This is a genomic window from Actinomycetospora cinnamomea (assembly GCF_003096675.1).
GTDB classification, from domain to species: Bacteria; Actinomycetota; Actinomycetes; order Mycobacteriales; family Pseudonocardiaceae; genus Actinomycetospora; species Actinomycetospora cinnamomea.
In genome coordinates this window covers 731,880-751,204 of record NZ_QEKW01000001.1, presented here as the reverse complement: position 1 = coordinate 751,204, position 19,325 = coordinate 731,880, and the positions used below count along the sequence as shown (strand labels likewise).

Annotated in this window: 20 protein-coding genes; 10 read left to right on the top strand and 10 right to left on the bottom strand. The window is 74.8% G+C overall.

The genetic code is table 11. The features are described from left to right. Positions 1-6: 6 nt before the first annotated feature. The 5 genes from C8D89_RS03535 (at position 7) to C8D89_RS03515 (ending at position 4,243) form a co-directional block, all read left to right on the top strand. The gene (locus C8D89_RS03535; RefSeq protein WP_423716639.1) at positions 7-1,656 is read left to right on the top strand and encodes an acyl--CoA ligase family protein; all 1,650 of its coding nucleotides are present in this window, start codon (positions 7-9) and stop codon (positions 1,654-1,656) included. A 201-nt stretch (positions 1,657-1,857) separates the two neighbouring features. Continuing rightward, a complete protein-coding gene (locus tag C8D89_RS03530; RefSeq protein WP_133251804.1) occupies positions 1,858-2,409 on the top strand; it encodes a hypothetical protein in 552 nt (183 codons plus the stop codon). Positions 2,410-2,447: 38 nt separating this feature from the next. Next, positions 2,448-2,987, top strand: coding sequence for a hypothetical protein (locus tag C8D89_RS03525; protein WP_116706612.1), 540 nt, complete (start codon positions 2,448-2,450; stop codon positions 2,985-2,987). Between the two features lie 31 nt (positions 2,988-3,018). Then, a complete protein-coding gene (locus tag C8D89_RS03520; RefSeq protein WP_243417794.1) occupies positions 3,019-3,603 on the top strand; it encodes an MFS transporter in 585 nt (194 codons plus the stop codon). A 19-nt stretch (positions 3,604-3,622) separates the two neighbouring features. After that, the gene (locus C8D89_RS03515) at positions 3,623-4,243 is read left to right on the top strand and encodes a nucleoside/nucleotide kinase family protein (protein WP_116706611.1); all 621 of its coding nucleotides are present in this window, start codon (positions 3,623-3,625) and stop codon (positions 4,241-4,243) included. Positions 4,244-4,407: 164 nt separating this feature from the next. Here C8D89_RS03515 and C8D89_RS03510 read toward each other — a convergent pair whose 3' ends face one another. After that, positions 4,408-5,415 carry an ERCC4 domain-containing protein gene (locus C8D89_RS03510; RefSeq protein WP_116706918.1) on the bottom strand — a complete coding sequence of 336 codons (1,008 nt, stop codon included), beginning with the start codon at positions 5,413-5,415 and terminating at the stop codon, positions 4,408-4,410. 28 nt (positions 5,416-5,443) lie between these two features. Beyond that, a complete protein-coding gene (locus C8D89_RS03505) occupies positions 5,444-6,805 on the bottom strand; it encodes an FAD-binding oxidoreductase (protein WP_116706610.1) in 1,362 nt (453 codons plus the stop codon). A gap of 66 nt (positions 6,806-6,871) precedes the next feature. Between C8D89_RS03505 and C8D89_RS03500 the strand changes: the two genes are divergently transcribed. Beyond that, positions 6,872-7,429 (top strand): dihydrofolate reductase family protein, encoded by a 558-nt coding sequence (locus tag C8D89_RS03500; protein ID WP_116706609.1) that lies wholly within the window; start codon positions 6,872-6,874, stop codon positions 7,427-7,429. A gap of 39 nt (positions 7,430-7,468) precedes the next feature. Further along, positions 7,469-8,269, top strand: coding sequence for a siderophore-interacting protein (locus C8D89_RS03495; RefSeq protein WP_116706608.1), 801 nt, complete (start codon positions 7,469-7,471; stop codon positions 8,267-8,269). Positions 8,270-8,310: 41 nt separating this feature from the next. On the opposite strand, the gene C8D89_RS03490 is transcribed toward C8D89_RS03495, so the two are convergent. Genes C8D89_RS03490 through C8D89_RS03465 form a run of 6 tightly spaced genes read right to left on the bottom strand, consistent with a single transcriptional unit; the run spans position 8,311 to position 13,060 of the window. Beyond that, the gene (locus C8D89_RS03490) at positions 8,311-8,697 is read right to left on the bottom strand and encodes a hypothetical protein (protein WP_116706607.1); all 387 of its coding nucleotides are present in this window, start codon (positions 8,695-8,697) and stop codon (positions 8,311-8,313) included. Continuing rightward, a complete protein-coding gene (locus C8D89_RS29010; protein ID WP_165825526.1) occupies positions 8,687-9,061 on the bottom strand; it encodes a hypothetical protein in 375 nt (124 codons plus the stop codon). The genes C8D89_RS03490 and C8D89_RS29010 overlap by 11 nt, the downstream gene beginning before the upstream one ends. Positions 9,062-9,097: 36 nt before the next feature. Continuing rightward, entirely contained in the window at positions 9,098-9,361 is a 264-nt protein-coding gene (locus C8D89_RS03480) for an acyl carrier protein (protein ID WP_165825525.1), read from the bottom strand. After that, positions 9,358-10,947, bottom strand: coding sequence for an amino acid adenylation domain-containing protein (locus tag C8D89_RS03475; RefSeq protein ID WP_243417793.1), 1,590 nt, complete (start codon positions 10,945-10,947; stop codon positions 9,358-9,360). Before C8D89_RS03475 ends, C8D89_RS03480 begins: the two co-directional genes overlap by 4 nt. After that, a complete protein-coding gene (locus C8D89_RS03470; protein WP_116706604.1) occupies positions 10,944-11,954 on the bottom strand; it encodes an LLM class flavin-dependent oxidoreductase in 1,011 nt (336 codons plus the stop codon). The genes C8D89_RS03475 and C8D89_RS03470 overlap by 4 nt, the downstream gene beginning before the upstream one ends. Further along, on the bottom strand, positions 11,951-13,060 hold the full coding sequence (locus C8D89_RS03465; RefSeq protein ID WP_116706603.1) for a GNAT family N-acetyltransferase: 1,110 nt from the start codon (positions 13,058-13,060) through the stop codon (positions 11,951-11,953). Before C8D89_RS03465 ends, C8D89_RS03470 begins: the two co-directional genes overlap by 4 nt. A gap of 287 nt (positions 13,061-13,347) precedes the next feature. Here C8D89_RS03465 and C8D89_RS03460 point away from each other — a divergent pair, with 287 nt between their 5' ends. Beyond that, positions 13,348-15,006 (top strand): ABC-ATPase domain-containing protein, encoded by a 1,659-nt coding sequence (locus tag C8D89_RS03460; RefSeq protein WP_116706917.1) that lies wholly within the window; start codon positions 13,348-13,350, stop codon positions 15,004-15,006. A gap of 42 nt (positions 15,007-15,048) precedes the next feature. On the opposite strand, the gene C8D89_RS03455 is transcribed toward C8D89_RS03460, so the two are convergent. After that, positions 15,049-15,567: a L,D-transpeptidase gene (locus C8D89_RS03455; RefSeq protein ID WP_243417791.1), complete on the bottom strand. Its 519-nt coding sequence runs from the start codon at positions 15,565-15,567 to the stop codon at positions 15,049-15,051. A 285-nt stretch (positions 15,568-15,852) separates the two neighbouring features. Between C8D89_RS03455 and C8D89_RS03450 the strand changes: the two genes are divergently transcribed. Continuing rightward, entirely contained in the window at positions 15,853-17,475 is a 1,623-nt protein-coding gene (locus C8D89_RS03450) for a bifunctional AfsR/SARP family transcriptional regulator/alpha/beta hydrolase (RefSeq protein WP_116706601.1), read from the top strand. Here C8D89_RS03450 and C8D89_RS03445 read toward each other — a convergent pair. Continuing rightward, positions 17,445-18,218 (bottom strand): methyltransferase domain-containing protein, encoded by a 774-nt coding sequence (locus C8D89_RS03445; protein WP_116706600.1) that lies wholly within the window; start codon positions 18,216-18,218, stop codon positions 17,445-17,447. The two genes, C8D89_RS03450 and C8D89_RS03445, sit on opposite strands and share 31 nt — an antisense overlap. Positions 18,219-18,325: 107 nt before the next feature. On the opposite strand from C8D89_RS03445, the gene ligD reads away from it, so the two are divergent. After that, on the top strand, positions 18,326-19,285 hold the full coding sequence (gene ligD / locus C8D89_RS03440) for a non-homologous end-joining DNA ligase (RefSeq protein WP_116706916.1): 960 nt from the start codon (positions 18,326-18,328) through the stop codon (positions 19,283-19,285). The last annotated feature ends 40 nt before the right edge of the window (positions 19,286-19,325 follow it).

Here is a 19,325-nt window from a genome sequence, read left to right as displayed (position 1 = left end):
CCGGGGGTGGACACCCCGGAGACCTGGATCACCCCGCTCACCCCGCTGGCGTTCCTGCGCCGCTCGGCCGACGTCTACCCGGACAAGGTCGCGATCGTCCACGGCGAGCAGCGCACGACCTACGCGCAGTTCGCGGAGCAGGCCCAGCGGTTGGCCCGCGGGCTGCGCGCGAGCGGCGTGGCGCCCGGGGACCGCGTCGCGTGCCTGCTGCCCAACGTCCCGGAGATGCTCGTGGCGCACTTCGGTGTGCCGCTGGCCGGGGCCGTGCTCGTCGCGGTGAACACCCGCCTGTCGAGCGAGGAGGTGCGCTACATCCTCGACCACTCCGGCGCGACGGTGCTGGTGGTCGACTCGACGCTGTGGGGCACGGTCGAGCCGGTCGCGGGCTCGCTGGAGACGGTGCGCGAGATCGTGACGCTCGTCGACCCGCAGGGCCCCGACGCCGGGCGCTCGGTCGACGGCACCTCCTGGGACGACCTGCTCGCGCGCGGGGAGGAGGGTGACCGCCTGCCGTGGGAGGTCGCCGACGAGCGCTCCACGATCAGCATCAACTACACGAGCGGCACCACCGGGCGCCCCAAGGGCGTGCAGTACCACCACCGCGGGGCGTACCTGAACTCGTTCGGCGAGATCGTGCACTCGTACCACGACCCGTCCAGCGTCTACCTCTGGACGCTCCCCATGTTCCACTGCAACGGCTGGTGCACGCCCTGGGCGATCACCGCGATCGGCGGCACCCACGTCTGTCTGCGCGAGGTCCGCGGCGACGCCATCTGGGCGCTGATCCGGGAGCACCGGGTCACCCACCTCAACGGCGCCCCGACCGTCGTCACCACGATCATGAACGCGCCGGAGGCGTCGACCCTGGACTACGCGCTGGTGGTGACCACCGCCGGCGCCCCGCCGAGCCCCACGACCATCCTCGAGATGGAGGGGATGGGCTTCCGGATCGTGCACGTCTACGGCCTGACCGAGACCTACGGGCCGTACACGGTGTGCCAGTGGCAGGAGGAGTGGCGCGGGCTCGAGGAGCACGCGCGGGCGAAGCTACAGGCGCGCCAGGGCGTCGGGATGCTCGTCGCCGAGCCGGTGCGGGTGGTCGAGGTCCTTCCCGAGGAGTACGACCCCGCCACCGTCGCGCTCGTCGACGTGCCCGCCGACGGGCAGACGATGGGCGAGATCGTCATGCGCGGCAACAACGTCATGTCGGGCTACTACCGCGACCCCGAGGCGACGGCGAAGGCCTTCGCGGGCGGCTGGTACCACTCGGGCGACCTCGGGGTCATGCACCCCGACGGCTACGTCGAGCTGCGCGACCGCGCCAAGGACGTCGTCATCTCCGGCGGCGAGAACATCTCGACCGTCGAGGTCGAGCAGGCGGTGCTCAGCCACCCCGCCGTGCTCGAGGCCGCCGTCGTGGGCGTGCCCGACGAGCGCTGGGGCGAGCGGCCCAAGGCGTTCGTGGTCCTGCGCGAGGGGAAGGACGCCGAGCCGGACGCGATCATCGATCACGTGAAGGGCGCCATCGCGCGGTACAAGGCCCCACGCGACGTCGAGATCGTCAGCGAACTGCCCAAGACCTCGACCGGCAAGATCCAGAAGTTCGAGCTCCGCGCGAAGGAGTGGGGCGACGCCTCCACCCGCATCCGCGGCTGACCGGCCGACCACGCGTGTCGGCGTGTCGTTCCGGCGTGTCGATGTCAGCGGTGGGCCATCGCTGACACCCAGTGTCCGTAGCGCCACACGCTCGATGCGCGAGGCGCGGCGTCGCGGGGCATGGCCTACCCCGGTCGCGGGAACGGGGCCCGGACGGCGGAGGATGTCCGCCTGCCCTTCACCGACGAGGAGCGAGGACGCGTGAGCGAGGAGTCTGTCGAGCGGGGCGAGGCCGTGCTCGACAACGACATGACGACCCTGGACACCGAGCCGGCGGTCGTGATGGACGAGGACCGCATGGGCGCCGATCCGCTCGAGGACGGCATGGACGCCCCCGAGGGTTACAGCCGGGACGTGCGGCTCGGCGGCACCCAGGAGTGGGAGCGGACCTCGCCCAGCATCGACTACCGCCTCCCCCAGGAACAGCCCGAGGCCACGACGGAGCAGCCGCCCGAGCGTCCGCTGGCCGCGACGCCGATCGACGATCTCGACGAGTCGGTCGACGACCCGGCGAACGCCGTGGACGGGGTGGGCGGGGAGGTCGTGCTCTCCGCCGACGGGGCCGACGGGGTCGCGGCCGACGAGCAGCTCGCCGCCGAGGGCCGCGAGGTCGAGCTCGGCCTCTCGTCGGCCCCCGGCGCGGCCGAGCCGACCGGACTGCCCGCCGACGACGCGATCGGCGAGGTCGCCGCGATCGACCGTGAGCCCGGCACGGTCGAGGAGCAGGCGCTGCGCGTGGAGCAGGAGCGCTGAGCGCCGCCGGGGCGCCGCGCCGCGCCGCGATCCCGCAGGTGAGCCGGCCGGTCGCGCTCGCCGCCGGCGCGGCGGCCCTCGCGGTCCTGTTGCTCCTGGTCGGTGCGCTGATGGGCGGCTGGCGCCCGTTCACCGCCCAGCCCGACGTCCTGACGTACGGACCCGACGGCGACCTCGAGCAGTTCGTGCTCTTCGAGGGCCAGTGCGCGAACGGTGATTTGGCGAGCGGCGGCAGCTTCGGCCCCGAGGCGGACGCGCGGTGCGGCGTGCCGCACGACGTCGAGGTCGTCGCCTCGATCGCGCCCGTCCGCGAGGGGCGGCCTGTGTCCTATCCGGGCGAGGAGGGGTTGGCCGCGTTCGGCCGCGCGTACTGCGCGCTCTACGCGGATTCCGACCTCCTCGTCCCCACCGCGGGTGGCGTCGACCGCGACGACCTGCGCATGACCGCGGTCGTCCCCGCCCGGGCGGCCTTCGCCGACCCGCGCTCGGCGGGCTCGGCCTCCGGCGGTCGCCAGGTCAGTTGCGTCGTCTCCCGTGACGACGGAGAGCGACTGACCGATCGCTTCTCCGTGATCTGAACGGTCCAGCTCGTGTGGTCCTTGTGAAGTATTGCCCCGAATCACCTCGTTCGTGCTGGCCTACGGCACCCAGCAGCTGGACCTGGACCGGCAGGACCTGCTGCTCTACCTCATCCTCGCGGCCTGCCTCGGCATCATCAGCGTCCCGTTCTTCGGCTGGCTCTCCGACGTCCTCGGACGGCGGCTGGTGTACGGCGCCGGGGCCGTCCTCACCGGCCTGTACGCGTTCCCCTACTTCGCGCTGCTCAACACGAGAACGGGGGGCCTGATCCTGCTCGGGATCATCCTCGGCCTGATCTTCCACGACATGATGTACGGGCCGCAGGCGGCGCTGATCTCCGAGAGCTTCGGCACCGGCATCCGCTACACCGGCGCGGGCTTGGGCTACCAGCTCGCCTCGATCACCGCCGGCGGGCCCGCGCCGCTGATCGCCACCGCGATCCTGGCCGGCACCGGGTCCACCACGTGGATCTCGATCTACATCATCATCTGCGCGGCTGTCACCCTCGCGGCGCTCGCGACGATGCACCCCCGTCCGCCGGAGGCCGACGAGGCCGACGCCGCGTCCGAGGACGGGGCCGGCCAGCACACCGTCCGGGGCGCCACGCGGGCGTAGGGGCGGCATCCTGGAGGCGATGCCGATCCACCCGCTCACGCCCGACGCCCTGGCCACCGAGATCGTCGACGCGGTCGAGCGGGCGGGTCCCGGCCACGTGCGGGTGCTGGTGGACGGGGCGCCGCCCGTCCGGCCCGACGTGCTCGCCGACGCGCTCGTCGACCCGCTGCGCGTGCGCTCACGACCCGTCGTGCGGGTGTCGGCGTGGGACTTCCTGCGCCCGGCGTCGGTGCGCCTCGAGCGGGGGCGCACCGACCCGGACTCGTTCTACGACGACTGGCTCGACGCGGGCGGGCTGGTCCGCGAGGTGCTCGGCCCGCTCGGGCCCGGCGGCAGCGGGCAGGTGCTCCCGCGCCTGTGGGACGTGGCCGTCGAGCGGGCCGCGCGCGCGGAGCGGGTGGCGCTGCCGCCGCCGGGCGTGGTGGTCGTCGACGGGCCGCTGCTGCTCGGGCGCGGCCTGCCCGCCGAGCTGACCGTGCACCTCGCGCTCTCGGCGACGGTGCTCGAGCGCCGCACCCCGCCCGACGAGGCCTGGACCCTGCCCGCCTACGCGCGCTACGCCGAGGAGGTCGACCCGCTGGCCGTCGCGGACCTCGTCGTCCGCGCCGACCACCCCGACCGCCCGGCGCTCCAGACCTGACCTCGCCCTCCCCGTCCGTTCGGGTGGTCGCACACGGGGTGTGCGAGCAATGCGGCTTTGCTGGCGTCAGACGCCAGGATCGCCACATCCTCGGCGGGCGACACGCCGGGGCGCTCCAGATCGGCGAGCCGCGCCGACGTCGGGACGCCGGGGAACGCTCGCGATCACTCCGGAGTACTCCCGGCGGGCTCGCCGTCCGCGCCCGCGTGCGCCTCGCGGTACCGATCCCACACCTCCGGCCGGAGGCGCCCGCGGTCGGGCACCGCGATCCCCTGGGCGCGCGCCCACGCCCGGACCTCCGCGGTCGAGGGCTCGGGCGCGGGGACCGGCGGGAGCTCCGGCGAGGCCCCGGCGAGCCGGGCGCCGATGGCCTGCTCGTCCTTCGCCCAGGCCAACGCCGCGGCGAGGTAGCGGTAGGTCCACTCCTCGGCCAGGGGCCGGGTCTCGGCGAACACGATCGGCACTCCGGGCCAGCGCACCTGCAGCTCGGCCAACGAGTCCGCGACCTGCGCCGGCCGGAGCTGCCGCTGGGCGAACACCTGCGACCACCGGTCCTCCACGACCACCGCCGCGCGGGGCAGGGCCGCGAGCTCCCCGAGGGCGAAGCGCAGCCGCCCGCTGCCCAGGCTCGACACGAGGTCCGGCAGCGACTTGCGCTCGACCGAGGCCACCAACGTGTCGCCGAGCACGACGCCGTAGTCCCCGGCGGGGAGGGCGCGGCGCACGACCCGGGTCTGCTGGGACGCGAACCGGTAGGGGTAGCGCTCGTGGGCGTCGACGACGATCTCGACCTCGTCCGGACCCGCCCGCGCCGTGGGGACGCGCACCTGCGGGCGCGCCTGCTTGCGGGTCCGCGGCGACTGCCAGAACACCATGTCCCGGCCGCGCCCGCGGGTGTAGACGATCTGCGAGCGGTTCTCCCGCGCCCGGTCGAGGACGACGTCGATGGCGGCCCCGCGGCGGGCGCAGGACCGCAGCGCGACGCGCTCGACGACCTCGAGGTCGCCCTCGGCGGGCCACTCGTCCACCGCCGCGGGGTGGCAGTACAGCGCCTTGGTGCGTGGCCACGTCCCCGAGGTGCGGAACAGCAGGCCGTCGCCGACCGGCAGCCAGAGCAGGAAGCCCAGTGATGACGCCGGGTCGGGGTTGCGGGCGATGACGAGCTCCGCCACGCGGGCCACCCTACGACGCGCGCCGGTCTCAGCGGATCGAGCACCCCGGGTTCAGCGTCCCGTCGGGGTCCATCGCGCCCCGCACGCGCCGGAGGACGTCGAGCGCGACCGGGTCGCCGAACGCCGCCAACTGGTGGGCCTTGGCGCGCCCGACGCCGTGCTCGCCCGACACCGCCCCGCCGAGCGCGATGCCCGCGGCGAAGACGTCGTGCAGGGTCGCCGCCAGCCGCTCGGGGTCGGGCTGGAACACCGCGAGGTGCACGTTGCCGTCTCCCGCGTGCCCGCACCCGAGCACCCGCGCGCCGTGTGTCCCGCCGGCTGCGCGGGCCCGGGACAGGAACGTCGCCATCGCCGAGCGGGGCACGACGAGGTCGACGACCTCGTCCGCCCCCGCCGCCTTCACGGCCCAGAACGCCTTCTCCCGCGCCTCGACCAGCCGGCGCGCCGAGCCCGCGGGCAGGTCGAAGACCTCGGCCGCGCCGAGCGACCCGAGCACCTCGGCGAGCTCTTCGGCGTCCTCGTCGACCCGCTCCTGTCGACGCCCGGCGAGCTCGACGAGCAGGTGGTCGGCGTCGAGCAGGCCCTCGGGCAGCCCCAGCGCCAGGCCGGCGTTGTCGCAGATCGCGCGCATGGTCGGCCCGTCGAGGTACTCGCACACCGACGGCGCCAGCCCCGCACCGACGACCCGCGCGACGGCCCCGGTCACCGCCTGCGCCGAGGAGAACGGCGCCAGCACCGTGCGCCGGCACGGCAGCGCGGGGTGGAGCCGCACGATCACCTCGGTGACCAGCGCCAGCGTGCCCTCCGAGCCCACGAGCAGCTGGGTGAGGTCGTAGCCCGCCGAGACCTTGGCGAGCCGCCCACCGGTGCGCACCAGCGACCCGTCGGCCAGCACCGCCTCGAGCCCGAGCACGTGCGCCCGCGTCACGCCGTAGCGCACCGCCCGCATCCCGCCCGCGTTGGTGGCGACGGTCCCGCCGAGCGACGCCGACTGCTCGCCGGGGTGCACGGGGTAGGTCAGGCCGTGCTCGCCGGCGGCGGCGTCCAGGGCCTCCAACGACACCCCCGGCTGGACGACCGCGACGGCATCGACCGGGTCGACCTCGAGGATCCGGTCCATCCGCGCGAACGAGACGAGCACCGCGCCGTCGTCGGGCGTCGCCGCGCCCGAGAGCCCCGTGCCCGCCCCGCGAGCGGTCACCGACGCACCGGCGGCCCGGGCCGCCCGCACGACGGCGGCCACCTCGTCGCGGTCGGCAGGCCACACGACGTATGCCGGCTTGCCGGCGGGCACGCCCAGCGCCTCGTCCGCGCAGAGGTCCGCGACCGCCGGGTCGTCACCCGCCACGACGTGCTCGGCGCCGACGGCGTCGACGAGGTCGGGAAGCATCCCCGTGTCCTAGCACGATCCGCTAGTGTGCGAACCGCTTGCAGTTTGCAATCACCGGAGGCGACGATGAGCCGACTGATCTACTCGATGCTGACCTCGCTCGACGGCTACGTCGCCGACGAGAAGGGGGACTTCGACTGGGGCGCGCCCGACCCGGAGCTGCACCGCTTCTTCGAGGAGCTGACACGGCCGGTGACGACGTTCCTCTACGGCCGGCGCATGTACGAGACGATGGTGTTCTGGGAGACGGCCGACACCCTGCCGGACGCCCCGGACTTCGTCGCGGAGTTCGCGCGGACCTGGCAGGCGGCGGACAAGATCGTCTACTCGCGCACCCTGGAGACCGTGTCCAGCGAGCGCACCCGCCTCGTCCGCGAGTTCGACCCGGACGCCGTGCGCGAGCTCAAGGCCCGCGACGGCGACCTCACCGTCGACGGTCCCGGCCTCGCCGCCGCGGCCCTCGCGGCCGGGCTGGTCGACGTGGTCGCGCCCGTCGTCGTCCCGGTAGCGGTCGGCGGGGGCACGCGCTTCCTGCCCGAGGGCGTGCGCCTGGATCTGGAGCTCCTCGACGAGCGCCGGTTCAGGGGCGGCGCGGTGTACCTGAGCTATCGCGTGCGGGACTGACCTCCCGGCGGGCTTCGGCGCGCTCGATAGCGTGGTCGCATGGTGGTCCGTGACGCCCCGGTCGTCTCGCACGTCGAGCACCCCGAGCAGGCACGCCGCCCGCGGCGGGTCGAGGTCGTCGACGTCGACGACCCGACGCCGCGGATGCGCCGCGTGCGCCTCGCCGGGGACCTGGCCGACCTCGCGGTCTCCGGGCCGACCGACCACGTCAAGCTGTTCTTCCCGCCCGCGCCGGGGCAGGAGCCCCCGGAGCCGGCCTTCTCGACCCGCGGGCTCGTCGCCCCGCCGGCGGGCGCCCCGCGGCCCTACCGCGAGTACACGCTGCGCCGCCACGACGCGGCCGCCGGCACCGTCGACGTGGACTTCGTACGCCACGGTCGCGGGCTCGCCGGCGCGTGGATCGAGGACCCGCGGGGTGCGCTGTGGCTCCTGGGGCCGCGGTCGAGCGCCGTCGTCGACCCGCGCGACTGGTACCTGCTCGGGGGCGACGAGACGGCCCTGCCGGCGCTGGCGCGCTGGATCGAGCGGCTGCCGGCCGTGCCGGTGCACGTGGTGGTCGAGGTCGCCGACGTCGCTGAGGAGGCCTACCTCGGCGAGGTCCCGGCGCACGTCACCGTCGACTGGCGCCACCGCGTCGGCGCCGCGCCGGGCACGACGACCCTGCTCGACGACGCCGTCGCCGCGTTCACCCCGCCGATGGGGGAGGGGTTCGCGTGGATGGGCGCCGAGGCCGGCACGCTGCGTCCGGTGCGCCGGCGCCTGCGCGCGATCCTCCCGACCGCCGCGGTCGACCTCGACGGCTACTGGCGCCGCGGCGTCGAGGGCACCGGCCTGGGCTGATCGGCCCACGTGCGTGATCTTCTGAGCTATAGCTCAGAAGATCACGCACGTGCGCGGAGGATCCACAGCAGGCCCAGGACCGGCAGGACGACGGGGACGAAGCCGTAGCCGATGCCGAAGTCCGACCACACGGTCGGGTCGGGGAAGTCCTCGGGGCGCAGCAGCGACAGCGTGCCGATCCCGAGCACCCCGACGAGCTCGATCACGACCGCGACCAGGGCCACCCGCCGGGCGCCCCGGGCCAGCGCCACCGCGGCCACGAGGTACACCGCCGCCGCGAACGCCGAGAGCAGGTAGGCCTCCGGCGCGCGCTCGAACTGCACCGCGATCTGGTACAGCGCCCGGGCGCCCGCCGAGATCGCGAACACGACGTAGACGACGAGCAGCACGCGGCCCGGGCCGGCGGCGAGCCGGCGGTCAGCCGGCACGGGTCACCGTCCACACCTGCCCGGTACGCAGGGACAGCACCGCCAGCGTGACCCCGGCGACGGCGAGCACGATCGACCCGTAGCGGGTGCGCTCGCCGTGGGCCAGGGCGGCGCCGATCGGCAGCACCACCAGCGTCGCGAGCAGGTAGCCGACGATCTCGAGCACCGCCCCGCCGGAGCGCGCCGGCTCCACGAACAGCCCGACGACGAGCACCAGCGCCTGCACCAGTGCCACGGCCTCGAGGACGAGGAGGCCGATGCGGTGGCGGATGGTGGGCGCCTGGCCCAGGGCAGCGGACACCGCGCACCACAGCGCCCACGCCAGCGCGAGCACGAGCACCGCGAGGGTGAGGCCGACGATCACGCGCGGCAGCCTAGGGGGCGGTCGGCGACCCGGCGCTCACCCCGTGACGCCCGCCTCGGCGAGGAACGCCGCCATCGCGTCGACGCTGCGGAAGCGCTCGATGTCGAAGTCGTCGAGCGGCAGCCGGCAGCCGAAGGTGTCCTCGATCCCGACGATCAGCGTCACGAGGGCCAGCGAGTCGAGCAACCCTGCGGCGACGAGGTCGGTGTCGGGCGAGGGCACGTCGACGCCGATCTGGTCGCGGACCAGGTCGGTCAGCTGCGCGGTCACGGCCTCGGTGGTGGCCTCGGGCACGGTCACCGTCCTCCCGTCGTGGCGCCGGCGGGCGCGAAGCGTTCGCGCAGCGCCGGTCGATCGATCTTGCCGTTCACGTTGTGGGGCAGGTCGTCCATCTCCGCCCACCGGGCCGGGACCATGTACTTCGGGACGAGGTCGCCGACCTGGCGGCGCACGTCGGTGGCGGGGAGCACGTGGCCCTCGGCCACCGAGTAGGCACAGCAGATCGTGGTGCCCTCGAAGCCGCCGGTGTCGACGCCGACCACCGCGCACTCGCGGATGCCGGGCACGGTCGCCAGCGCGGCCTCGATCTCGCCCAGCTCGATCCGGTAGCCGCGGCTCTTGACCTGCGAGTCCGCGCGGCCCAGGAAGTGCACGACCCCGTCGTCGTCGACGCGGGCGAGGTCGCCGGTGCGGTAGATCCGCTCGCCATCGGGGCCGGTGACGAACGCGGCGTCGGTCTTCTCCTGGTCGCGCCAGTAGCCCGGAGACAGACCGACCCCGCCGAGGTAGAGCTCACCGATCTCGCCGGGTGGGGTCTCGCGGCCGTCGGACAGCACCAGCAGGCGCTCGCCGTCGCACGCCCGCCCGATGGGCACGGGCACGGTCTCGTCGGCCGGGACCTGCGGCACGTCGTGGAACGAGGACGCGATGGTCGCCTCGGTCGGCCCGTAGAGGTTGGTGAAGCGCACGTGCGGCAGACGGCGCATCCAGTGCGCGAGCACCGGGGTCGGCAGGACCTCCCCGCACCAGAGCAGCCGCTCGAGGGCCGGGAAGTCGTCCTGGGCGACGGCGTCGAAGCGCGCCAGGTAGGTCAGCACGCTCGGCACGGAGAACCACTGGGTGAGCGCGCGGTCGCGGATGAACGCGGCGGTGCCGCGAGGGTCGACGCCGAGCGACCCGGGCACGAGGTGCAGCTCCGCGCCGGCGGCGAGGGTGGCGTAGATGTCGAAGGTCGACAGGTCGAAGTGCAGCGGCGGATGCCCGGAGATCCGGTCGCCGGCCTTCGTGCCGAAGTGCCGGACGGCCCAGTCGACGAACGCGAGCACCGTGTCGTGGGTGATCATCACGCCTTTGGGCGCACCGGTGGAGCCCGAGGTGAACAGCAGGTGCGCGAGGTCGGCCGGGGCCACGTTCGGGGCCTCGGGGGAGGCCCCGAACAGGTCCGCGCGCGTGAACTCCCCCGGCGCGTCGTCGAGCGAGCCCACCGTCGGTCCCCCCACCCGCCCCGGTCCCGGTAGCTCGGCCAGGACCTCGTCGAGCAGGGGCCGCGACGGCGCGTCGACGAGGACCACCGCCGGCTCGGCCGCCCCGATGATCCGCGCCACCCGCGTCGCCGGGCCCGCCGGGTCGACGGGCACGTACGCGCCGCCGGCGCGCAGCGTCCCGATCAGCGCCGCGATCGTCCACGGCGCCTTCTCGGCGAGCACGCACACGCGCGCGCCCGCGGTGACGCCGTGGGCGAGCAGCACGTGCGCGACGCGGTTGACCGCGCCGTCGAGCTCGGCGTAGGTCATCGCCTCGTCGGTGCCGACGATCGCGGTCCGGTCGGCGTGGCGCTCGGCCGACGCCGCGAGTAGGTCCTGCAGGTGCCCCACGTCGGTCCTCATACCTGCACCGCCGCGGTGGCGCGGGCGAACACCTCGCCGGCGTGGCCGAGGTCGTCGGGGTCGGGCGGGATGTCCAGCACGAAGACCTCCGTGCCTCGCTCGAGGTGGCGGGCGATCTCGGCGGCGACGCGGTCGTGCGAGCCGACGAGGTAGGGGCAGAACGTCCTGTAGTTCTCGAACGGGCCGAGCCAGTAGGGCTCGGGCTCGGCGTCGAGGTCGGCCTGCGGGGTCGGCGCCCCCGCCCGGGCCGCGAGCTGGTGGTGCCAGTGCGAGTCCGAGACGCGCATGGCCATGGCGTGGGCCACCTGGCCCGCGCGGTCGGGCGGGAAGCGCTCATGGGCGACGCGCCAGGCCTGGTCGGCGTCGTCGCGGGCGATGATGCCGACGCGCACACCGCCGCCGGTGGGCACCTCGGCGGTCTCCGCGCCCAGCGGCTCGGGGTAGCGGATCGGGGTCGCGCCGATCTCTCCCGCGGCGGCGCGGCCGGCGGGCGACGACCCCGAGATCAGCAGCTCGGGCATCAGCTCGGGCGGCAGGGAGGGCGCCAGCCTCAGGTTCTCGACGTGGTGCCACCGGCCGTGGTGGGTCACGGTCTCGCCGCGCAGCAGCGCGGTGAGGATCCGCGTGTACTCGACGGTGCGGGCGTAGCGGTCGTCGTGGGCGGTGTGGTCGCCGAGCGCGACGAGGTCGTTCTTGAACCCGCCCGCCAGCAAGTTGAGGTGCACCGCGCGCCCGTGCAGGTACGCGAGCGACGAGACCATCGAGGCCGCCGTGTACGGGTGCATGTACACCGGCTGCACGGCGACGAGCGGCGCGAGCCGTTCGGTGGCCGCGATCGCCGCCTGCGCGACCAGCCACGGGTCGGCGATGCCGTTGTCGGTGTAGACGAGCATCCCCGCGCAGCCGGCCTCCTCGCTCCATCGGGCCGTGGCCGCGACGGCGTCGAGGTAGTCGCGCGCCGGCACGTCCTTGGACTGGGGACACGTCGAGTAGACGGTCGGACTCAAGTGGTGTCGCCTCCTCGCCACAGCACGTGGTGGCCCATCCACCACTCGCCGTCCATCCGGGTCAGGAGCGTGTCCTCGGCGTCGAGGGCCGCGAGCACGCCGGTGTCGTCGGTGTCGGCCAGCGCCCAGGCCGCCGGCCGGACGAGACAGCGCCGGTCGCGCACGGCCTCGGCCAGCGACGGCTCGAGCCGCCCGGTGACCGCCGCGGCGCCGCGGGCGTCGGCGTCGGCCACGAGATGGTCGAGCACCGGGCCGGGATCGGGTCCCGTGGACGCGAGCTGCTGGACCTGCACGATCCCGCCCGCCGGCGCGAAGGCCACGTACCAGCCCAGCACGCGCCCGCCGGCCCCGCGCACGAGCCGGCGCACGACCTCGCCGCGCGCCGGCGCCACCGCGTCCAGCTCGGCGAACAGGGTGCGCAGGTGGGCCGCGTCGTAGTCGGGGTGCAGCCGCCAGTGCCGGGGGGCGCTCGACATCTGCTCGAGCAGCAGGTCGACGGTCAGCGGCTCTGCGGTGACGTCGTCACGGGGGGCGGGCGCGGGGCGCGCGCCGATCCGGGGCACCCGGCGGGCGAGGACGTCGGCACCGGCCCCGGCGCGGCGCAGGAGCGGGGACACCGGGCGCCCCCGGTTGCCGAGCTGGGCGGCGACGGCGGAGGCGGGGCGCAGGATGCGGTACCAGGCGAACGACGGGGCCGTGCGCACGCGCCCGCGCAGCGTGCGCCACAGGCGCACCATGAGGTCCGTCCCGCCGTCGGTGATCGTCGCATCCTGCGGACCCCGCAGGTAGCTCCGCGTGAGGACCGCGCCGACGCCCGGGGCGGACGGGTCCGCGACGAGGTGGCCCGAGCACCCGACCCGCAGGCTGCGCCCGTCGAGGCGCACCCGCCGCGGGTAGGAGCCGAGGAACCCGACGATCGTGCCGTCGTCCCGCTCGCTGACCAGGGAGGGGATGTCGGGGTCGACCCAGGAGGCGTCGAGGCACGTGCGTGCCACGTACTCGACCAGCCCCGCGGGCGGCGTCGTGGAGCCGGACCGCGTGATCCGTTCGAGCAGCGACGCCACCGCGGGCACGTCGGCGCGGGTCAGCGGGCGGGTCGTGCTCATGCGGCCGCGCCCGTGCCCTCCACCGCGGTCCCGGACGTCCGCTCGAGCTGCACCGGTCCGGCCAGGACGATCACCGTGCTCCCCCCAGGAACGCGCTCCACGACGATGTGAGTGCTCACTATCGCTCGCCAGTGATCACCACGTTCGCGCGGGGTCATCGTCGGCGATCGCGTCACTACCGGCAGTGATCACGAAGGGACGGATCGGACAGGTCGGACCGCCGGGGAGGCCAGAACGCGGACCAGGGCGGGAGAGTGACGGGCGGCGCCGCCGGGCACAGGTCCGCCGTGGCTCCCCGTGACGACCTGGCCTCCACCCTGCGCTCGCTCGACGGGGCGAGCTATGGCCGCTACAAGTCCCTGTCGGGGCGGTGGTCGGTCGCGGGCGTGCAGCTCGAGGTGCTGCGCGTCCAGGCCGACCCCTTCGCCCCGCCGAGCCGGGTGCGGCTGACGGTGTCCGACGCCGGCCTGCCCGCCGATCTGTACGGCACCGCCGACCGCCGGCGCGCGCTCGCGTCGTTCCTGCTGCGCGGCCTGCGCCGGGCGCTGCGGGGCACGCCCGTGCAGGTCGACGCCGGCGGGCCCGAGGTGCTCGAGCGCTCCGCGGGCACGGTCCGCGACGACGGCGTCGTCGTCGTGGAGCTCGGCGTCCCGTTCCCCGGGCCGAAGCGGCGGATCCTCGGGCGCGAGGCGGCGACGCTGCTCGGCGAGACCCTGCCGGACGCGGCGCACGCGTCGTTGCGCTGGGCGTCGGTGGACCAGCGCGCCGCGCGGGCGTTCGTCGAGACCGTCGAGGACGCCGTCGCGCTGCGTGCCGCGCTCGGCGAGCGGGGGCTCGTCGCGTTCGTCGCCGACGGCGCGGTCCTGCCGCGGCGCAGCGGCGTGGACGACCGCCCGCTCGAGGGCGCCACGCCGTTCTCCGGACCGTCGGAGCGGTCGGTGACGCTCGAGGCCCCGAACGCGGGGCCGGTGACCGGTATGGGGGTGCCCGAGGGCGTCACGCTGATCGTCGGCGGCGGCTACCACGGCAAGTCGACGCTGCTGCGCGCGCTGGAGGCCGGCGTGTACGACCACGTGCCCGGCGACGGGCGCGAGCAGGTCGTGACGCGGCCCGACGCGGTGAAGCTGCGCGCCGAGGACGGGCGCGCGGTGATCCACGACGACGTGTCGGCCTTCGTCGCGCACCTGCCGTCCGGCGAGCCGACCGACGACTTCTCCACCACGAACGCGTCGGGTTCGACGAGCCAGGCGGCGTCGACCGTCGAGGCGGTGGAGGCGGGCGCGGACGTGCTGCTGATCGACGAGGACACCTCGGCGACCAACATGATGATCCGCGACGCGCGGATGCAGCAGCTCATCGCCACCGAGCCGCTCGTGCCGTTCGTGGAGCGGGTGCGGCCGCTGCACGCCGAGCACGGGGTCTCGACGGTGCTGGTGATGGGCGGGTCGGGCGACTACCTCGGCGTCGCCGACACGGTGATCATGATGGACGCCTACCGGGCCTCCGACGTCACCGCCCGCGCCCACGAGATCGCGGCGTCCGGGCCGTCACGAGCGGTCGAGCACACCGGCTTCCCCGCCGTCGCGCCGCGCGTCGTCGACCCGGCGTCGCTGGACCCGACGGCGCGGGGCAAGCGCAAGGTGAGCGCCCGGGGCCGCGACCGGCTGACGTTCGGCGAGGACGACATCGACCTGTCCGCGGTGGAGCAGATCGCCGACCGCTCCCAGGTCGCGGGCATCGGGCGGGCGCTCGCGCTGCTCTCCGACGGGGTCCTCGACGGGACGGTCACGCTGGCCGAGGGCCTGGACCTGCTCGACGCCGAGCTCGACCGCCGGGGACTCGAGGCCCTGCTCGACGGCCGGTCGGAGGACGTCGCCCGCCCCCGCCGCCACGAGGTCGCCGCCGCCCTCAACCGCCTCCGGTCGCTGCGGCTGAAGGGCGTGTGAGCGAGCTTCGGGGCCATCACCCCGAAGCTCGCCCACAGGGGACTACGGGACGATCTGCACCCGGTCGTAGACCTCGAGGCCGTTGTAGAACGCCTGGGCGTCCGGGTCGGCCATGCGCACGCAGCCCGCGGACTGGCGCGCCGGGTCGCCGCCGTGGAAGGCGCGGCCGTTGTCGTCGAAGAACACCGACCACGGCATGCGCGCGTTGTTGTACTCCTTGGAGAGGTGGACCTCCTCCTTGCGCTGCACGGCGAAGATGCCCACCGGCGTCTCCTGGCCGGGCGCGCCGTGGCTCATCCGGACCGGTCCGCGCAGGATGGTGCCGCGGCCGTCGGAGAGCCACGCCTCGTTCGTCGACAGGCGGGCGCAGGCCTTGACGTTGTCCTCGCACGGCATGGCCGCCCGCGGGGCCGCCACCGCTACGGCGCCGACACCGCCCAGCCCGGCGAGCGCGGCCAGCCCGAGCCCGAGGGCCGCGACGCGCCGCCCCAGCCGCCGTCCCGCCCTCCGGGCGCCCTCGCGCGCCTCGGACCGGACGTCCATCCACGTGTGCCGACCCACCCTGCTCCTCCCGACGGTGCGCACCGCCCGCGCGGTGCCTCCCTCTCAACGGCACGCCGAGCGCCACGGACGAGTGGTCTGTCCGGGCGAATGCGTGCGGTGCCGATGCGAGCCGGGGCGGCACTCTCTCACCGGTGATCGCCGACGCTGCGGGCCCCCCGGGGTCGTGCCGGCGTGCTCCCGCGTCCGTCCGGGCACGAGGGGACGACCCGGGCATGCTCGCCTGCGGTGGTTCCCGCACGCCGCCGGCGGCGCTACCGTCGGTGCCCGGCGAAGGTGCAGCCCATGGAACGTCACCCGCAGCGCTCGGTGGTCCGTCTGCTCGGGCCGCTGGCGGTGACGGTTGCCGGCCGCACCTGGGGGCCCCGGGACCTCGGGGGGATCAAGCCCCGGCAACTGCTCGAGATCCTCCTGCTCGACCGCGGTCGGATCGTCCCGAAGGACCGCATCGCCGACGAGCTGTGGGGAGAGCACCTGCCACGGTCGACGTCGGCCACCGTCGAGACCTACGTGTCGCTGCTCCGCCGGAAGCTCGGACGTTCGCTGATCGGGACCGAGACCGGTGGGTACCGCGTCCCACGGGAGGTCGTCGACACCGACCTGGACCGGTTCGACGCGCTGCTCGCCGAGGCGGCGGTGGCCACCGGGTCCGCCAGACGTGAGGCCCTGTGCGCGGCCCTGACGCTCGGGCGCGGCGAGCTGCTGGCCGACGAGCCCTACGCATCGTGGGTCCAGGGCCCGCGCGAGCACCACCGGGCCCGTCGGCAGCAGGCTCAGGTCGACCTCGCCGAGTGCGCGCTCGGACTCGGCGAGCTCGGCGCGGCGGTGGCGGCGGCCGAGGAGGTCCTGACGGACGACCCCGGCGCCGAACGCGCGGCGCGGGTCGCGATGGCCGCCCATCACCGCCGCGGCGACACCGCGGCGGCACTGCGTGTCCACGATCGGTGTCGGCAGGCGCTGGCCGACACGCTGGGCGTGGCGCCGTCCTCGGCCACGGCGTCCCTGTGCCGGGCGATCACGCGCGGTGTGGCCGAGCCGGCCCAGGACCGTGTCGTCGCGCCGGTGCGGTACGCGGACAGCGGCGGGACGCGCATCGCCTACCAGGTCGTGGGCACCGGCCCTCCCGACCTCGTGTTCGTCCCGTCGTTCGTGACGAACCTCGGTGCCACCTGGGACGACCCCACCTACGCGTCCTTCCTGCGACGACTCGCCGGGCTGTCCCGGCTCGTGCTGTTCGACAAGCGGGGCACCGGGCTGTCCGACCCCGTCGTCGATCCCCCGTCGAGCGGGGAGAGGGTCGCGGACGTGCGCAGCGTCCTCGACGCCGCCGGCATCGAGCGAGCGGTGCTGTTCGGGGTCTGTGGCGGAGGGTCGCAGTGCATCCGGTTCGCCGCCGAGCACCCGGACCGCACTCTCGGCCTGATCCTCTTCGGCGCCGCCGCGAAGATCCTCCGGGCCGAGGACTACCCGTGGGGCTGGACGTACGAGCAGCACGAGCGCTTCCTCGCGGCCTTCGAGCAGGCCTGGTTGACCGGCGGCACCCCGCAGCGCCGGAACCCGGGGTTGGCCGGCAACCCGCGGTACCGCGACTGGTTCGCCCGCTACGTGCGGCTCGCCGCGAGCCCCTTCACCGCGCGGCAGCTCGCCGAGGCCAACGCCCGTGCCGACGTGAGGGACCTGCTGCCCGGGCTCCGGGTGCCCTGTCTCGTGCTCGTGCGCGAGGACGACGTGTGGCTCCACCCGGGCAACAGCCGCTACCTCGCGGCCCACATCCCCGGGGCACGGCTGCTGGAGCTCCCGGGAGTGGACCACGATCCCTGGGTGGGCGACACCGCTGCCGTCCTCGCCGCGACCCGCCGGTTCCTGCGCCGCGCCGTTCAGCGCCCGGAGGTGGCGACGAACACGTAGCGGTTGAGGCTGAAGAACGTCGCGTCGTCGAGTGCTGCGACGTCGTCCGCCCACGCCTGCACCTCGTCGTCGTCGAGACCGCCTCGACCCCGGACGAACGCCGTGATGATCGGGACCAGACCGGCGCTGTAGGTGTCACGGTCATCGCCGGTGTTCAGCAGCGGGATCACCCGGGGTGGCGCGACCTCGAAGCCCGCCGCGGCCAGGGCCGGCCCCAGCGTGCGGGGGAGGTGCGGATCGACGAGGTGCTCCTCCCACGCGGCCAGGACCCTCGCCGTGCGGGCGTCGTCCGTCGAGTGCCAGACGATCGAGTCCCAGTCCGTGTCCAGCACCAGGGCGCGTCCTCCGGGCCGCAGGACCCGTCGGATCTCTCCCAGAGCCTGACGCACGTCGACGACGTACTCGAGCACCTGGGTCGCCACCGCGACGTCCACACTGGCGGACGGCAGGGGGAGCGCCTCGGCCGAGCCGTCGTCGACCTCGATCGGCGCCTCGCGCCCGGCGGCCAGCCCCCGCATGCTCGCGCTCGGGTCGACGGCGTGGACACGACCGTGTGGCCCCACCTCGTCCGCCATCTCGGCGGCGAGGAACCCGGGACCGGCGCCGATGTCGACGACGTCCTCGCCGGGTCGCAGGGCGAGGAGGGCGCGCACCTCGGCGCGCTGGGCGATCACGTCGGGCGTGCTGTAGACCGCCTCGACCCGTCGGGCGGTCTCCGTGTCGAACTGCAGCATGTCGGTCATGTCGGGACGATCGCGCGCGCACCTCCGAGGAACCTGTGGGCGGCCACGTCCCGATCGGCGGCTGTGGCGGCTTGCCCCCGGTCGTCGATCCCGGGAGGGTCGCTCAGGTGGCGGACAGCGGGGAGGAACGGGCGGGGGTCGCCCTGACCAACCTCGACCAGGAGCTCTTCGCCGGCGCCGGGGTGAGCAAGCGCGAGCTCGTCGAGCACCTCGAGGCGATGGCACCGCGGATGCTGCCCGCGCTCGCCGGGCGCCCGCTGTCGGTGGTGCGCGCGCTGCGGGGGCAGAAGCCGTTCATGCAGAAGAACGTCCCGAAGTACGCACCGGACTTCGTGCGCACCGTGTCGTTCTGGGCCGAGTCGTCGCACCGCGAGGTGGCCTACGCGCTGTGCGACGACCTGCCGACGCTGCTGTGGTTCGCCAACCAGCGGGCCATCGAGTACCACCCGACGCTGACCCACGCGGCGTCGATGGACAGGCCCGAGCAGCTCGTGCTCGACCTCGACCCGCCCGAGGGCGCGGGCTTCGACGTCGTCGTGGCCGCCGCGCACCTCGTGCGCCGCGCGCTCGACGAGGCCGGGCTCGCCGGTGCGGTGAAGACCACGGGCGCCAAGGGCGTCCACGTGCTCGTCCCGCTCGCGCCGGGGCCGAGCCACGAGGACGTCGCCGGCGCCACGCGCGCGCTCGCGGCTCGCACCGAGCGCCTCGATCCCGAGGTCGCCACCACGGCGTTCATCCGCGCCGACCGCGGCGGCAAGGTGTTCGTCGACTCCACCCGAGCCGGCGGGGCGACGATCGTGTCCGTCTACAGCCCGCGCGTGCGCCCCGGCCTGCCGGTGTCGTTCCCGGTGTCGTGGGACGAGCTCGACACCGTCGTGCCCGCGGAGATCACCGTGCACACGGCCCGCGACCGCCGCGACCCCTGGGTCGAGGACCCCGACGCCGTCCCGGCACCCCAGACACTGCCCGACGACCTCGTCGCCGAGGGCCGCACGATCCCCGTCGCCCGCGTCCAGGCCATGCACGAGGGGAAACGCCGCAAACGCGCCGCCGGCGACACCCCGTAGTCGCCCGCGATCATGATCGTGTCAGCGGTGGGCCACCGCT

What these genes read in the sequence shown, in the direction of transcription:
- C8D89_RS03515 (WP_116706611.1), top strand. Translation starts at nt 3,623, where the DNA reads ATGCCGATCCACCCGCTCACGCCCGACGCCCTGGCCACCGAGATCGTC.
- C8D89_RS03505 (WP_116706610.1), bottom strand. Translation starts at nt 6,805, where the DNA reads ATGCTTCCCGACCTCGTCGACGCCGTCGGCGCCGAGCACGTCGTGGCG.
- C8D89_RS03500 (WP_116706609.1), top strand. Translation starts at nt 6,872, where the DNA reads ATGAGCCGACTGATCTACTCGATGCTGACCTCGCTCGACGGCTACGTC.
- C8D89_RS03495 (WP_116706608.1), top strand. Translation starts at nt 7,469, where the DNA reads ATGGTGGTCCGTGACGCCCCGGTCGTCTCGCACGTCGAGCACCCCGAG.
- C8D89_RS03475 (WP_243417793.1), bottom strand. Translation starts at nt 10,947, where the DNA reads ATGAGGACCGACGTGGGGCACCTGCAGGACCTACTCGCGGCGTCGGCC.
- C8D89_RS03465 (WP_116706603.1), bottom strand. Translation starts at nt 13,060, where the DNA reads ATGAGCACGACCCGCCCGCTGACCCGCGCCGACGTGCCCGCGGTGGCG.
- C8D89_RS03450 (WP_116706601.1), top strand. Translation starts at nt 15,853, where the DNA reads ATGGAACGTCACCCGCAGCGCTCGGTGGTCCGTCTGCTCGGGCCGCTG.
- C8D89_RS03445 (WP_116706600.1), bottom strand. Translation starts at nt 18,218, where the DNA reads ATGACCGACATGCTGCAGTTCGACACGGAGACCGCCCGACGGGTCGAG.